General features: G+C 64.5%; 15 protein-coding genes and 1 tRNA gene. 5 read left to right on the forward strand and 11 right to left on the reverse strand.

Translation table 11 applies throughout. The annotated features are described in order from the left end of the window. Positions 1-45: 45 nt before the first annotated feature. Entirely contained in the window at positions 46-1,065 is a 1,020-nt protein-coding gene (locus C483_RS12965; protein ID WP_006653811.1) for a succinylglutamate desuccinylase/aspartoacylase family protein, read from the reverse strand. Between the two features lie 117 nt (positions 1,066-1,182). Here C483_RS12965 and C483_RS12970 point away from each other — a divergent pair, with 117 nt between their 5' ends. Next, positions 1,183-1,701, forward strand: a complete 519-nt coding sequence (locus tag C483_RS12970; protein WP_006653812.1) for a peptidylprolyl isomerase — start codon at positions 1,183-1,185, stop codon at positions 1,699-1,701. A gap of 178 nt (positions 1,702-1,879) precedes the next feature. On the opposite strand, the gene C483_RS12975 is transcribed toward C483_RS12970, so the two are convergent. From C483_RS12975 to C483_RS12985, 3 genes are all read right to left on the reverse strand, one after another. Beyond that, positions 1,880-2,284: a hypothetical protein gene (locus C483_RS12975; protein ID WP_006653813.1), complete on the reverse strand. Its 405-nt coding sequence runs from the start codon at positions 2,282-2,284 to the stop codon at positions 1,880-1,882. A 200-nt stretch (positions 2,285-2,484) separates the two neighbouring features. Then, positions 2,485-2,724, reverse strand: coding sequence for a helix-turn-helix transcriptional regulator (locus tag C483_RS12980; protein ID WP_006653814.1), 240 nt, complete (start codon positions 2,722-2,724; stop codon positions 2,485-2,487). Between the two features lie 10 nt (positions 2,725-2,734). Beyond that, the gene (locus tag C483_RS12985; protein ID WP_006653815.1) at positions 2,735-3,166 is read right to left on the reverse strand and encodes a DUF2178 domain-containing protein; all 432 of its coding nucleotides are present in this window, start codon (positions 3,164-3,166) and stop codon (positions 2,735-2,737) included. A 61-nt stretch (positions 3,167-3,227) separates the two neighbouring features. Here C483_RS12985 and C483_RS12990 point away from each other — a divergent pair, with 61 nt between their 5' ends. The 4 genes from C483_RS12990 to C483_RS13005 all read left to right on the forward strand — a co-directional run bounded on the left by C483_RS12990 (position 3,228) and on the right by C483_RS13005 (position 6,013). Continuing rightward, positions 3,228-4,208: an oxidoreductase gene (locus C483_RS12990; RefSeq protein WP_006653816.1), complete on the forward strand. Its 981-nt coding sequence runs from the start codon at positions 3,228-3,230 to the stop codon at positions 4,206-4,208. Positions 4,209-4,240: 32 nt separating this feature from the next. After that, positions 4,241-4,588 carry a ferredoxin gene (locus C483_RS12995; protein ID WP_006653817.1) on the forward strand — a complete coding sequence of 116 codons (348 nt, stop codon included), beginning with the start codon at positions 4,241-4,243 and terminating at the stop codon, positions 4,586-4,588. Positions 4,589-4,692: 104 nt separating this feature from the next. Next, a tRNA-Leu gene (locus C483_RS13000) sits at positions 4,693-4,776 on the forward strand. Positions 4,777-5,029: 253 nt separating this feature from the next. Then, the gene (locus tag C483_RS13005) at positions 5,030-6,013 is read left to right on the forward strand and encodes a hypothetical protein (RefSeq protein WP_006653818.1); all 984 of its coding nucleotides are present in this window, start codon (positions 5,030-5,032) and stop codon (positions 6,011-6,013) included. Positions 6,014-6,073: 60 nt separating this feature from the next. Here C483_RS13005 and C483_RS13010 read toward each other — a convergent pair whose 3' ends face one another. From C483_RS13010 to nadA, 7 genes are all read right to left on the reverse strand, one after another. Continuing rightward, on the reverse strand, positions 6,074-7,567 hold the full coding sequence (locus C483_RS13010; RefSeq protein WP_006653819.1) for an aldehyde dehydrogenase family protein: 1,494 nt from the start codon (positions 7,565-7,567) through the stop codon (positions 6,074-6,076). Positions 7,568-7,687: 120 nt separating this feature from the next. After that, positions 7,688-8,122 (reverse strand): hypothetical protein, encoded by a 435-nt coding sequence (locus C483_RS13015; RefSeq protein ID WP_006653820.1) that lies wholly within the window; start codon positions 8,120-8,122, stop codon positions 7,688-7,690. A gap of 72 nt (positions 8,123-8,194) precedes the next feature. Beyond that, positions 8,195-9,025, reverse strand: coding sequence for an ABC transporter permease (locus C483_RS13020; protein ID WP_006653821.1), 831 nt, complete (start codon positions 9,023-9,025; stop codon positions 8,195-8,197). After that, positions 9,022-10,233 (reverse strand): ATP-binding cassette domain-containing protein, encoded by a 1,212-nt coding sequence (locus C483_RS13025; RefSeq protein WP_241431515.1) that lies wholly within the window; start codon positions 10,231-10,233, stop codon positions 9,022-9,024. The genes C483_RS13020 and C483_RS13025 overlap by 4 nt, the downstream gene beginning before the upstream one ends. A 260-nt stretch (positions 10,234-10,493) precedes the next feature. After that, positions 10,494-11,366 carry a carboxylating nicotinate-nucleotide diphosphorylase gene (gene nadC / locus C483_RS13030; RefSeq protein ID WP_006653822.1) on the reverse strand — a complete coding sequence of 291 codons (873 nt, stop codon included), beginning with the start codon at positions 11,364-11,366 and terminating at the stop codon, positions 10,494-10,496. 5 nt (positions 11,367-11,371) lie between these two features. Continuing rightward, complete coding sequence (locus C483_RS13035) at positions 11,372-12,964, reverse strand: L-aspartate oxidase (protein ID WP_006653823.1); 1,593 nt, start codon at positions 12,962-12,964, stop codon at positions 11,372-11,374. A gap of 3 nt (positions 12,965-12,967) precedes the next feature. Further along, entirely contained in the window at positions 12,968-14,101 is a 1,134-nt protein-coding gene (gene nadA / locus C483_RS13040) for a quinolinate synthase NadA (RefSeq protein WP_006653824.1), read from the reverse strand. Positions 14,102-14,147 lie beyond the last annotated feature (46 nt).

The following is a 14,147-nucleotide window of genomic DNA, read 5'->3' on the forward strand; positions in this document are numbered from 1 at the left end:
AGACGACAGTTGTCGGTGAGTCGCTTGGCCACTTTTCTCACCCCATCAGTTCTCTGACTCCCGAACCAGCGCGACACTCGCGAGCGTCTCTCCCTCCACGACGGTGGCTTCCTTCGTGAGGGCGTACAACACTCCCGCTCGCTCCGCCGTCGCTGTCGCCAACGGCTCGTAGGTCGCGGGATCGAACACTGTCCCCAGGGTCGTCCCCGCCGAGATGAGCTCGCCTACCTCGAGTGCCGGTTCGGGACGGAACAGGCCGGATTCGGGTGTGGTCACCTTTCCGAGGTGGTTTCGGGCAACGGTCTGGTCGTGGTCGATGACATCTCCTGGCAGGAGCTCGAGTGTGCGACAGACGTTGAAGAGGCCGTCGACGCCGGTTTCGACGGCACTCTCGACGATCTGTTTGCTGTGTGCGAGTTCGGGGGTGATCGCCGGAATGTCCTCCTCGGCGGCGGCGACGCGGAGTTTGCCGGCGAAGCCGCGGCGGTGCCACTCTTCGGAGGCGTCGTCGTTGGCCTCCTCCGAGAGGAGCAGGTCGGTCCCGAACGCGGTGGCGAGGTCGCGAGCGCGGTCGTCGCCCTCGCGGTAGACGACGTGGGGATACATGTCCGGGCTGCCGGTGTGGAGGTCGACGATCGCATCGGCCTGTGTCGCGTACTCCCAGAGCGTGGCGGCCATGCGCTGGTGGAGGCTGCCGTCAGCGTCGCCCGGCCAGACCCGATTCATATTGCTGTTGACGCTGTCGAAGGCCTCTGGGGCGGTGTAAGAGACGCGGTCGAAGGTGAGCGGATTCGCGACAGGAACGGCGACGATGGTCCCGGACAGGGGTTCCTCTAGGAGCCGCTCGTGAAAGCGTCGCAGGGTTTCGGTGCCGTTCACCTCGCGGCCGTGTTGGGCGGCCTGGACGTACAGCGTTGGTGCCCCCCTGTCTGTGATTTCGGTCGCCTCGCCCCCATCGGTGTCCGTGCCAGCAGGACGATAGCTGTGCACTGTCGTCGTGAGCGGAACACCGGACGGAAGTCGTGCGAGCGTCACCGTCTCGGACGTATGCACCGTCTCGGTCATGCTCGGGGCTACGACCGCCTGTTGTATGTAGGTGCGGCCCGCGAAACGCAGCGGCGGCCACCGTCTCACACGAGTCGAGACCACTATCGTTTTCACTCGTCCCGTCGACCCCGACGTATGGGCAACGTTACTGCAACCCTGCACACGAACCGGGGCGACATCGACGTCGAACTCTACGACGAGCGCGCACCGAGCACCGTCGACAACTTCGTCGGTCTCGCGACCGGCGGCAAGACGTGGGAAGACCCCGAGACGGGCGAGGAAGTCGACGGCGAACCGCTGTACGACGACGTTGCCTTCCACCGCGTCATCGAGGGCTTCATGATTCAGGGCGGCGACCCAACCGAAACCGGTCGCGGCGGCCCAGGCTACCAGTTCGACGACGAGTTCCACGACGAACTGCGCCACGACGACGCCGGTATCCTGAGCATGGCCAACTCCGGCCCGAACACCAACGGCTCGCAGTTCTTCATCACGCTCGACGCCCAGCCACACCTCGACGACCGCCACTCCGTCTTCGGTAAGGTCACCGACGGGATGGATATCGTCGAAGAGATCGGCAGCGTCGACACCGACCGCAACGACAAGCCGCGCGAAGAGGTCGTACTCGAGTCGGTTTCGATCGACTACGAGTAACGACCACTGGTCGCTGGCCGAAATCAGATTGATTTTGTAGCAGTTCTGGATCGGTTCTGAATCGGTTCTGAATCGATTCCGCACCGATTTCGCACCAGTTCGCGACGACGACCGTCACCACACAGTCCAGCGACTGTGATCGACCGGATAGCAGCGTCGGGTCCGGACGTGACGGCTGTCAAAAGTGGTCCCAAATCGAATCACCGTCTTCCCAGACGGCGGTAAACAGGTCGCCGTTCCGCATGAGCGTGATAACAGCAGCAGACTCGCGATCACCGCGAAGTACGGGGATTTCGTGTGTATCGTCCCAGACGAGTTCGTCGTCGACGTACGCTCGAACGGTTAGCGTTCCCTCCGTTTCGAACCGGGTAGGGACCCACTCGTCGGATTCCCTGTCGAACCGATGCGGACCGTACTCACGCTCCGTGCCGTCGAACGATGTCTCGATGCGGACAACCTGTGGTGTCGGTCGCTGGCTACTGATGTGAATCCGGTGATCGGGCGTCGCTCGAAGCGACGAACAGCCGGCGAGCAGCGCCGTCGTCCCTGCTCCCGCGGCGGCGAGGACCGATCGTCGTTTCATACAGACACCAACCGAACAATATGACATATACCTTGTGGAAGCGGTTCTACCGAATCTGCCGATAACCTCGGAAGAGAGCGCCACTGCTCCGAGAAATCCGCGACTGGATTGGGACAGTTCAGCGCGTGCGGGTGCGGGTCACGCGCCGGTTGCTGACGCTCAGTTCTGAAACTCGGACTGTCGCGGTCCTGCAGTTACAGTCACTCGGATGTGAGGTCGAGTTCTGACACGGACGCAGACTCCCGATCGAAATCCGGTTCGAAGAGCTCTTCGATGTGACACTCGAAGAAGGCAGCCAGTTTGAACGCGAGTTCGAGCGACGGATCGTACCGTTCGCGCTCGATTGCGTTGATCGTCTGGCGTGTCACGTCGACGGCCGCGGCGAGATCGCCCTGGCTCAGCCCCGCTTCCTCCCGCCGTTCGGTGAGATGGTTTTCCATGCTGGAGCAATCAGGAGCGGCGGTTGATGATCGTATAACAGGCACCGTAGAGAAGCCCGAACGCCGAGAACAGGTAAATCCCGCCCCAGACCGTCGCCGAGATCGTGATATAGTTGCCCGCATCGAGGACGTAGAGTGCCGGAATGATCCCGATTCCGGCCACGAACGCGATGCCGATCGTCATCCCGCTGGCCTGATTGTGAAGGCGCTCGTCGCGTTCGTCGGCAAGTTTCGTGTCGCTAACGTACGGGAGTGTGCCAGCGACGATCACGGCAGCCCAGACAGTCACGAGATACGTTGCGGTTCCGATAAGCTGTTCGCCAAGGAGGATGCCAGCGAGAAGGCCGAGGCAGCCGATACCGACGAGTCCCCAGATCGTTCGTTCGTACGTTCGCTTGCCGATTCCGAGTACTGCGTTCGTCGATTCCATGGTGTCGGACATGCTTTACAGTAAAGCGTACTTTACACCAGGCCTTAAAGCTACCGTTGGTTGTTCGACACCTATGGGCTGGACAGCTACCGACATTCCCGACCAGCATGGCCGAACGATCGTCGTCACGGGCGCAAACAGCGGTATCGGACGCGAGGCGACCTGTGAACTCGCGCGCAACGGCGCGACTGTGATCATGGCGTGCCGGAGCCTCGACCGCGGCGAAAAGGCCGCCGTCGACATCTGCCGGGAGGTTCCGGATGCCGACCTCCACGTCAAACGGTGTGATCTGGCCAGTCTCGAGTCAGTCCACGAGTTTGCGGCGCGTGTAGACGACCCGATCGACGTGTTGATCAACAACGCCGGAACGATGGCGATTCCGCGTTCAGAGACCGCAGACGGCTTCGAGACCCAGTTCGGCGTCAACCACCTCGGCCATTTCGCGCTCACCGGACTGCTGCTCGATCGGTTGCAGGCCGCTGCTGACGAAACCGAGAACGACGCTCGTATCGTCACCGTCTCGAGTGGCATGCACGAACGCGGCGACATCGACTTCGACGACCTCCACCACGAGTCGTCGTACGACCCCTGGGATGCCTATGCGCAGTCGAAACTCGCGAACGTGCTCTTTGCGTACGAACTCGAGCGGCGGTTGCTCACTGCGGATGCGAACGCGAGGAGTGTCGCCGTCCACCCCGGCTACGCAGATACCCGACTCCAGTTTCGTGGTCCCGAAGAGACCGGATCGCGGCTTCGAAAGGCCGGGACGTGGGTGCTAAACACCGTTCTCGCCCAGTCTCCGAAACGGGGCGCGCTCCCGGTGCTGTACGCTGCAACTGCACCCGCTGTCGAGGGTGGTGCGTACTACGGTCCCAGCGGACTCGCAAACATGCGCGGTACTCCGGCACGACAGGCTTCCTCGGATCGGTCGTACGACGAGGAGGTAGCTCGTCGTCTCTGGGCGGTCTCACGCGAGTTGACCGGCGTCACGTACGACCTGCCGCGACCGGCGGCGGAGCCGTCGCCATCGGCGAGTGACACACCACAACCGTAACGCGAAAGACGACGCAGCCGAACAGGCAGACAATGACAGACGACGGCGACGACGGCATCCAGCGCGCGAGCGATGTCGGCTCGACTGACGCGCCACCGATCGAGGAAAAGCCATACAAGATCATCTTCGAGGCCAACAAGTGCTTCGGGGCCGGCAAGTGCGCCGAGGTTAGCGACAACTGGGAGATGTCACTCGCCTCCGGTATCGCGAAACCGAACGAGTACTTCATTGACGAGGCGGATCTGGATCACAACGTCCGCGCCGCAGAGATCTGTCCGGCGAAGAAGGACGACGGCTGCATCCACGTTATCGACCGCCGGACCGACGAGGAAATCGCGCCGGATCCACACGGTGATGGGACGCTGAGCGTCGACTGGTAGCGCGAATTGTGTTCACGACGGCTGGGCTGCGCCACGGGTTCATCTGAGAGACGGACACCGAAACGCACATTTTAGCGGGGCGGATATCCACGAGTGCCTTTTGTGCGAGGGTAGCCAAGCAGGCCAACGGCGGTGGGCTTAAGACCCGCTCCCGTAGGGGTCCGAGGGTTCAAATCCCTTCCCTCGCATGTTACCGCGAACATCCGTGAGCGGTGACTGCGAGACGACGGGATTTGAACGACGCGAGACGCAGCGCGAACGCCGTGAGCGACCGTCTCGTGGTGGTTCAAATCCCTTCCCTCGCAACGTACCATTCCACAATAATCAGGAGACAAATACCGAGTTCAGTCCGTCGGCTCTCGTTCGGCACTTCCCCAAGCAGCGTCTGTTTGTATCGCCAGTAGAAGCTTCACGAGGCTGGCCGCGATAGAAGGTCCGGCTATGTCCGACGACGCAAACGAACGAGGCCGCAGCGTCTTTCACTGGACTGTCATCGACGGAAACCGCTTTTCGGTCGCGGGCGTGCTCCTCGGCGGGATTTTCGTCCTCCTCTGTGCGCTCCTCGCTGCGAATCTCTTTCCCAGTGAGCCCGGCGAACCACTGTACCTGCTATTCAGCGCATTTCTCGGCGGGAATCTCACACTGATCACGGTCGTCATCGCGATCAACCAACTCGTCTTCTCGCGAGAACTCGGATCACCCGGAGACCTAGAGCAGCGGACACGAAACGCTGTCGAGTACAGGAACGAGGTCCAGTCGGTGATGGACCGCGAGGTGAGTCCGGTGATGCCCGGCTCGTTCTTGCTCGTCCTCCACGAGAACCTGGGGAACCGGGCACAGCAATTACGCGAGACGAACACGGGTCAGGAGTCAGACGACCTCTCGGACGAACTCGACGAACTCATCGGAGCGCTTCGAGAGGACGTTCGCCGAGTGACGCAGGCGCTTGACACACCCGCAGCCGACGAGCAAATCTTCGGTGCGATTGCGGCGACGCTCGGGACGACGCAGGCCGAACAACTGTACGAACTCACGCGGATCGAAACCGAGTACGAAGAACAACTGTCCGACGACCAGCGAGACCTCTTTGAGTCGATCCGTGAACATCTGCTCCACATCGACGTGGCCCGGAAGTACTTTCGAACCGTCTACATCACGAAAGAGCTCTCGTTCCTCTCGCGGACGCTGCTATTTGTCGGGCTCCCAGCGCAGTTTCTCACCGCCGCGACGCTCGCAGTGTACGACCTCGCGGCGATCGAAGCACTGCCGGCGGCCGCCATCGTCGGCGCGACACTCGTCGCCATGATCGCCTGCTTCGCGCCCCTCGCGATCCTCGCCTCGTTCGTTCTGCGCCTCTCGTGGGTCGCCCAGCGAAACGCGACCGTCATGCCGTTTGCGGCCTCGGAGAAAGACTACACGCTCTAGCGGAGGTGGTTGTGTGAGCTGCCAGGCTGCCAGGCATAAACCCAACGGGTCACCCACAGGTCAGAACGGATACTCCCGCGGCTCGCGCTGCACCGAAATCCACTTCGTCGTCGTCACCTCCTCGAGTATCGACTCGCCGTTGTACCGCCCCAAGCCGGACTGTTTCATTCCGCCGAACGGAACGTGGGGCTCGTCGTTGACCGGCTGGTCGTTGATGTGGATCATCCCCGTCTCGATCCCGTCTGCAATCCGGCGCGCCTGGGCGAGGTCCTGGCTGTGCACCGAGCCCGAGAGGCCGTGAATCGTGTCGTTGGCCAGTTCAATCGCCTCCTCGGTACTCGAGTACGGAATCACTGGCGCGACGGGGCCGAAGTGTTCGTTGCACGCAGCGGGCATGTCGTTGTCGGCGTCGGCGAGCACAGTTGGTTCGACGACGAGGCCGTCGTGGTCGCCGCCGGCCTCGAGTGTGGCACCCTCGTCAACGGTGTCCTCGATGTACTCGACGATCTGGTCGCGCTGGCTCTCGTCTATGATCGGGCCGATGATCGTTTCCTCGTCGGTCGGGTCGCCGGTTGGCAGGCTCGCGGCGCGCTCGGCCAACTGGTCGACGTACTCGTCGTAGACCTCCTCGTGGACGAGGTGGCGGTTGGCCGAGATACAGATCTGGCCCTGGTGGAGGAACGAGCCGAAGGCACCGGCGTCGGCGGCCTGTGCGACGTCTGCCCGGTCGGTGACGACGTGGACGTTGTTCCCGCCGAGTTCGAGCGCCGGGAGCGCACAGTTGCCCGCGGCCTGCTCGGCAACGGAGAGGCCGACCGGTGTCGAGCCGGTGAACGCGACCACACGCGGGATGTCGTGGCCGGCGATTTCGTCGCCGATTTCGGAGCCGGGACCAGGGACAACGCTAATCAGCCCCTCGGGCGCGCCCGCCTCTTCGAAGATGCGAGCCAGCAAGAGGCCGCCCGTGATCGGCGTGTTCGACGCCGGCTTGAGCACCACGCCGTTACCCGCCGCGATCGCCGGCGCAACCGCCCGCATCGAGAGGTGCAGCGGGAAGTTCCACGGCGAAATCACGCCGACGACGCCGACCGGGACGCGCTCGACCGTGTTCTCCTTGCCCGGCACGATCGACGCCGTCTGCTGGCCGTCCATCCGAAACGGAAAACTCGCCGCCTGCTGCATCATCCCCGTCGCCGTCTGGATCTCGGCGACTCCCTTGACCCGCGCGCTCCCCGCCTCAAGCGCGAGTAACTCGAGTATCGCCTCGCGATTGTCGCGGACGAACTCGAGTGCGGCGGTGACGACCTGGGCGCGGCCCTGTGGCGGTTGGTCGGCCCACTGTTCCTGTGCCGCTGCAGCGGCTTCGTAGGCCTGGTCCACGTCGGCGGGCGTGCCGGCGGGGACCGTCGTGAGTTCCTCGCGCGTGTAGGGATTCTCGACGGAAATCGAGTCGCGACCGCCCTGGTCGGTCCACTCGCCGCCGAGGTACAGTGCGTTCCAGCCGTCGGTCTCCGCGTCGGCTTCGGCGTCGGGAGAAAGGGGAAGCTCCGTCATGGGTCGGCTTACCTGACCAGTGCGGAAAAACAGCCGACCGGCAGGCGCAACCCGGGAAGACCGGCGAGCAGAGAAGGTTGCGAGCAGGGAGTGCAGGGAGTGCAGGGGAGCAGCGGCCGGCTACTCGAGTTGGGCGTTCGGGAGCAGCCACGCGAGCGGGACGTAGAGGCCGGCACCGGCGAGGAGCGCGATGGCGAGACCGAAGAACGGATCGAGCTCGACGAACTGTGTGACGAACAGGACGATACCGGCGGGCGGGAGCGCCATACCGGCCGCGAGCCGGTGGAACGAGCGGAACGGACCGCCGCCGCTCTCGGGTGCCATATTCTCGAGGCCGCCGTTTGGCTCGGCCCACATGAATAGCGGGAGAAACAGGAAGATGCCGCCGCCGACGAAGAGGCCGGCGAGCGCGCCGAGTGCGGGATCCTCGAACATGAAGTGGCCGATGAGGGCAAAGACGCCGATGTCGACGAGCGCAACTGCCGCGCCGATGCGTTCGGGTGTGATCGGTCCGTCTTCGAACTGTGCAGTGTTCGTTTCGTGTACGTCGCTCATGGTTCGTAGACAGGTAGGAGTACCATCACTTTTTCGCTGCGCGACGGGAGATTCGGTCAGCAGAGTGGCCGACTACTGCTGCGCGCGGAAGAGATACATGGTGAGCGGGCCGAAGACGGCGACGAGCGCCACGGACAGCAGAAGGACGATGCCGACCTCGCCGGCCGTCGCGGTGCCGTGCATCAGCCCGCGCATAGCCGTAACGAGGTGACTGACCGGATTGATCGCCACGAACGCTTCGAGCCAGCTCGGCATCGTTCGCGGGTCGACGAAGACGTTGCTGACGAACGTCAGCGGGAACAGAATCAGCATACTGACGCCCATGAGTGACTCCGGCGTTCGCATGACGAAGCCGAGCGCCGTCCAGATCCACGAGAGGCTGAACGAGAACACCAGGAGTAACGCGACCGCCGCGAGGACGCCGACGAGACCGCCTGCGGGGCGGAAGCCGAGCGCGACGCCGAGGACGATCACGAGCGTCGAGGCGATGGTGTACCTGACGGCGTCGCCGAGCAGGGCACCGACGATGACCGACGGCTGCCAGACTGGGATCGTCCGGAACCGATCGAAGACGCCCTCGTCGATGTCGTCGTTCAGCGTGACGCCGGTGTAAATCGTGATGAAGACGACCGTCATCGCCAGAATTCCCGGCAGGAGTTCCTGCAGGTACGCATCCGTCGACCCGGCCAGCGCCCCGCCGAACAGATAGGTGAACAGCAACAGGAACATGATCGGGAAGACGGTAACGTCGAACAGCTGTTCGGGCACGTGCTTGATCTTCAACAGCGCGCGCCAACCGAACGTCAGCGAGGCGGAGACTGCGCTGGGACGCGACGGTCGTGGGCTATCCGAGACTGCTAGCTGGAGCTGATCGACGTCGGGGTCGGGAGGCCCGTCACTCATTGTGATCGCCTCCTAAGCCACCCTCGGGTCGATCGGCAGTTCCCGCAACCCCGGCAGCCCCAGCGGTCCCAGCAGTTGCCGCCTCTGTACGTCCTGGCCGGTCCGTCACCGTCAGGAAAAACTCGTCCAGACTCGGCTGGCCGAGCGTGAACTCGCTCACCTCGATACTCGAGTGCGACAGCGCCTCGAACGCCCGCGTAACCCGATCGGAGTCCGTAACCCGAGCCGAGAGCGCCGCCGGATCGGACTCGAGTACGACCGGCGCGTCGAGCGCGGGTTGTAACACGTCTCGTGCCGCCTCCCGTCGGGTCGGGTGACAGCACACCAGAGCCGACGGAGGCTTTGAGTTCGCCGGGTGTTCCCTCGGCGATGATCCGTCCCTCGTCGATGACCGCGATCCGGTCCGCGAGCTGGTCGGCTTCGTCCAGGTACTGCGTGGTCAGGAGGACCGTGGTACCGTTCGCGACCAGTGCGCGGATGATGTCCCAGACCTGATTCCGGTTCCGCGGGTCGAGCCCGGTCGTCGGCTCGTCGAGGAAGAGCAACTCCGGCGTGACGACGATGCTCGCCGCGATGTCGAGCCGGCGACGCATGCCGCCCGAGTAGGTCTTCACCTGCCGCGTCCCTGCCTCGGTGAGCCCGAAGGCGTCGAGAAGTTCGCTCGCCCGCTCGCGAGCACCGGCTCTCGAGTAGCCGAGCAGACGAGCCAGCAGTACGAGGTTCTCGCGGCCGGTGAGATCCTCGTCGACGGACGCGAACTGGCCCGTCAGACTCACTCGCCTGCGGACCGCGTTCCCCTCTGTCGAAACATCGTCCCCGAACACCCGTGCCGTTCCGGCGTCGGGCTGTAACAGCGTTGCGAGCATGCGGATGACGGTCGTCTTTCCGGCTCCATTGGGTCCGAGGAGGCCGTAGATCCCGCCGGCGGGGACCTGCAGGTCGATGCCATCGACGGCTTTCGTCTCGCCGAAGTGCTTGACGAGCCCCGCGATTTCGATGGCGAGCGGCGCGGCGTCGTCGGCTGTCGGTTCGGTGGTTTGTCCTCGTTCTTGTTCTCGTCCTCGCCCTCGCCCTCGATCTTGACCTCGCTTCCACTGGCGCTCATCCAGCGTCGCTGAGCTGGCGTGCACGTCCGATTCTTGCGGGTCGGCGGTTCCCGGTTGGCTACGGCTCGTGCGGTCTGCAGGACTCGGCTGTCGGTCGGTCATCCGGTCGCCTCCATCCTGTCGAGCCGTGGTCGGGTCCGAACGAGAGACGCCGCTTCCGTCTGTCTGTGGTGGGAAAAGCTGGTCATACGCACTCCTCACTATGCGTAGGACTCGCACGGTGATGAACTCGCGCCAACCGGTGTGAAAGTGAACGGCACGGACGCTGAGCAGTGCCGTTATCGAGGGGGAGACGTGGCGTCGGTACACTTTCGCACCGGCGCTGACGGCACCGAATTCGACGGCCTTACCCCCGCACTGACTCAGACCCCCGTCCGGAACGACAGATCCAGCGACGGCGCGGAGTGGGTCAGCGATCCCATCGAAATCACGTCCACACCCGTTGCCGCGTAGTCGGCGACGCACTCGAGTGTGATCCCGCCGCTGGCTTCGGCCAGCACGCCCTCGTACTCCGCGAGCAGCGAGACGGCTTCGCGCGTCTCTGCGGGCGTCATGTTGTCCAGCAGGACGATATCCGCACCCGCCGCCGCTGCTCGTGGCGCGTCCTCGACAGACTCCACCTCCACGTCGAGTTTCGTCGCGAACGACGCGCGCTCGCGGAAGTGCTCGATTGCGCCCTCGAGCCCCATCTCCGCGATGTGGTTGTCCTTCACCATGACCATGTGCGAGAGGTCGAGGCGGTGGGTATCGCCGCCGCCAGCGACGACGGCGCGCTTCTCGAGTCCGCGCAGGCCGGGCGTCGTTTTCCGGGTTGCAGCGATTCGGATGTCGTCGAAGTCGGAATTAACACCTCGCTCGCGGCCTGCAGCCGCTTGTGTATTCGAAGCGCGTTGCGCCTCGCGTGCCTCGTCGACGACCCGGCGCGTCCGCGTCGCGATGCCCGAGGCGTGACCCGCGAGGTTGACCGCGACACGCTCCCCGCGGAGGACATCGCGGGCGCTGCCCTCGACGGCGAGCAGTTCGTCGCCCGCCTCGATTCGCGCGCCCGACTCGAGTTGGTCCGTCACAGCCACGCCGAGATACTCGAAGACGGCGGCCGCGGTCTCGAGGCCGGCGGCGACGCCGTCCGCTTTGGCGACGAGTCGGCCGGTCGTCTCGCCGGGCACCTGGTTCGTCACGTCGTGGTGGCCGACGTCTTCGCGGAGCCAGCGGTCGATCTGTTGGTCGGTGATCATGGGTATCAGTCGTCCGCCATCTGCTCGAGCGCTGATTCATCCCCGACGACGTGATGACAGCCCAGGGATTCCGTGTTCTCGCTGGCGGCGCGTGCGATCAACAGCGCGACGACGCTCGCGTTCCGCAGTTCGTAGAGGTCACGCGCCGTCCGCGTGCGGATGTAGGCGTCCACCTCGCCCTTGAGTCGCCGGAGCACAGCACCCGCACGGGCGACCTCCTCGGGGTCACGCTCGAGTCCGAGATACTCGTCCATCGTCCGCTGGAGGCGTGCGAACTTCTCGGCGGCGAAGCGCTCCGGGAGGTCGGGATCGCGGTTCAGGAGGTCCGGCGCATCGACGGCTGTCGGGTCGGGGTCGGAGTCCGCTCCAGCCCCGGCCGCGTCCTCTCCCGCCCGCAGTCCCCAGACGAGTCCCTCGAGAAGGCTCGTGCTCGCGAGTCGGTTCGCACCGTGGACACCCGTCCGAGCACACTCGCCGACGGCGTAGAGCCGGTCCAGCGAGGTACGCCCGCGGTCGTCGACCGCAATACCACCACAGAGGAAGTGCTCGCAGGGTGCGACGGGAATTTTGTCACCCTCAATGCCGCGGTCGCGACACTTCGCGGCGATGGTCGGGAACTCGGCGTCGAACTCGAGTGGACTCACGTCGAGTACGACCTCGCCGGTCGCCTCCCGCTCGGTTTCGACCGAGCGGGCAACGACGTCTCGCGGTGCGAGTTCGGCGTCGGAGTGGTAGTCGGGCATGAACCGCTCTCCGTCGGCGTTGCGGAGGAGTGCGCCCTCACCACGGAGGGCTTCGGAGAGGAGGAACGTGTCCTGCTTCGCGGCTCCGCCGCTTCGCTTCGAGGCGCTACGCGCCTCGCAATCGTAGGCCGTCGGATGAAACTGGACGTACTCGAGATCGGCCACATCTGCACCGGCGAGCGCGGCCATCGCGATTCCGTCTCCGGTAGCGTCGTCCGGATTGGTCGATCGGCTGTAGAGCGCGCCGATACCGCCGGTTGCGAGGATCGTCGTCCCGGCGTAGATTGGGTGGCCGCCGGGCGCTTCGTCCGTGACTACGCCGTGGACCCGGCCCTCGTGAGTGATGAGTTCGAGTGCGGCGGTATCCTGGCGGACCTCGATCTTCTCGTGGTCGTCGACGTGGTTCAGGAACGGACGGAGGATGTGGGTGCCCGTCGCTGCGTCGACGTGGAGGATCCGATTCTCGGAGTGGGCGGCCTCGCGGGCGTAGTCGAACTCGCCGCTGTCGGTCTCGTCGAACCCGATGTCTAAGGTGTCGATGAGCACGTCCTCGACCGCCGCGTCGGCGTGCTCGACGAGAACGTCGACGGCGTCGGGATCGGCAGTGCCGTCGCTGGCTGCAATAATGTCCTTCGTGAGCGCGGCGGGGTCGCCGCGGGTGGTCGAGATGCCGCCCTGTGCCCAGTCGGTGCTGGCGTCGTCGGGTTTCGTTGCTTTGGTCAGCAGGAGCACCTCGGCCCCCTCGCGGGCGGCAGCGAGTGCGGCGGCACAACCTGCAATACCGCTGCCGACGACGAGGACGTCCACGGTTTCGGCGGCCACTGCTGTGTTCGGGGTGGATTGTGTCTCGGTCATCGGTCAAATTTCGAGCATTCGATCGAGCGCGACCTGCGCGAGTTCTTTTTCGTCGGGCGCGACCTCGATCACGTTTCGTTCGCGGCTGGCGACGAGTTCCTCAAGGACCCACGTCAGATAGTTGGGGTCTATCTGGCGCATAGCGTTGCAGTCCATGCAGGCGTCACCACAGAGGGGAAGCACGTTCACCTCGGGGTGCCAGCGCTGGAGGTGACGGGTGAGGTGGATCTCGGTGCCGATCGCCCACGTTTCGCCTGGCTCGGCGTTCGCGACGGTGTCACAGATGGTCGCAGTCGAGCCAGCCACGTCGGCGGCTTCGACGACCTCGCGGCGACACTCGGGGTGGACGATGACGTTCGCATCCGGATCGTCCGCACGGACCTGCTCGATGTGCTCCTCGCGGAAGCGCTCGTGAACCTGGCAGTAGCCGTCCCAGAGGATGATGTCGCTCTCGGCGACTTCCGTGGCGTCCTTGCCCTCGGGGTCCCAGGGGTCCCACTCGGCGATGGCATCTTCCATGCCGAGTCGGTGGGCAGTGTTCTCGCCGAGGTGCTTGTCGGGAAGGAACAGCACCTTGTCGCCGCGGTCGAACGCCCACTCGAAGGCCCGGTGTGCGTTCGAGGAGGTGCAAACGAGGCCGCCCTGGCTGGCACAGAAGGCCTTCAGGTCGGCGTAGGAGTTCATGTACGTGATCGGGATGATGTTCGCGTCGGGCGCGGCGTCGGTGATCTCGGCCCACGCGGCGTCGACCTGGAGCGCCTCGGCCATGCCGGCCATCGGGCAGGACGCCTCCATGCTCGGGAGGATCACCGTCTGCTCGTCGTCCGTGATGATGTCTGCGCTCTCGGCCATGAACGTCACGCCGCCGAAGATGACGTACTCGGCGTCCGCCTCGGCAGCCTCCTTCGAGAGCTGGTAGGAGTCGCCCACGAAATCGGCGTGTTCGACGATCTCGCGTCGCTGGTAGTTGTGTCCCAGAATAACGACGTCGTCGCCGAGTTCGGCGAGCGCCGTTTCGATGCGGTCCGTTCGTTCTGCCTCGTCTAAGTCCCGGTAGGACGCCGGGAGCTGCTCTAACGAGTCGTATTTGAACAGACTCAGGTCGGTTTCCAGTTCCGCAGTTTCCATCGTGACCATTGTGTGGTACCCGTCGGTACATCGACAACACACGGCAGTATTGAAT

This window comes from Natrialba hulunbeirensis JCM 10989, from assembly GCF_000337575.1.
GTDB classification, from domain to species: domain Archaea; phylum Halobacteriota; class Halobacteria; order Halobacteriales; family Natrialbaceae; genus Natrialba; species Natrialba hulunbeirensis.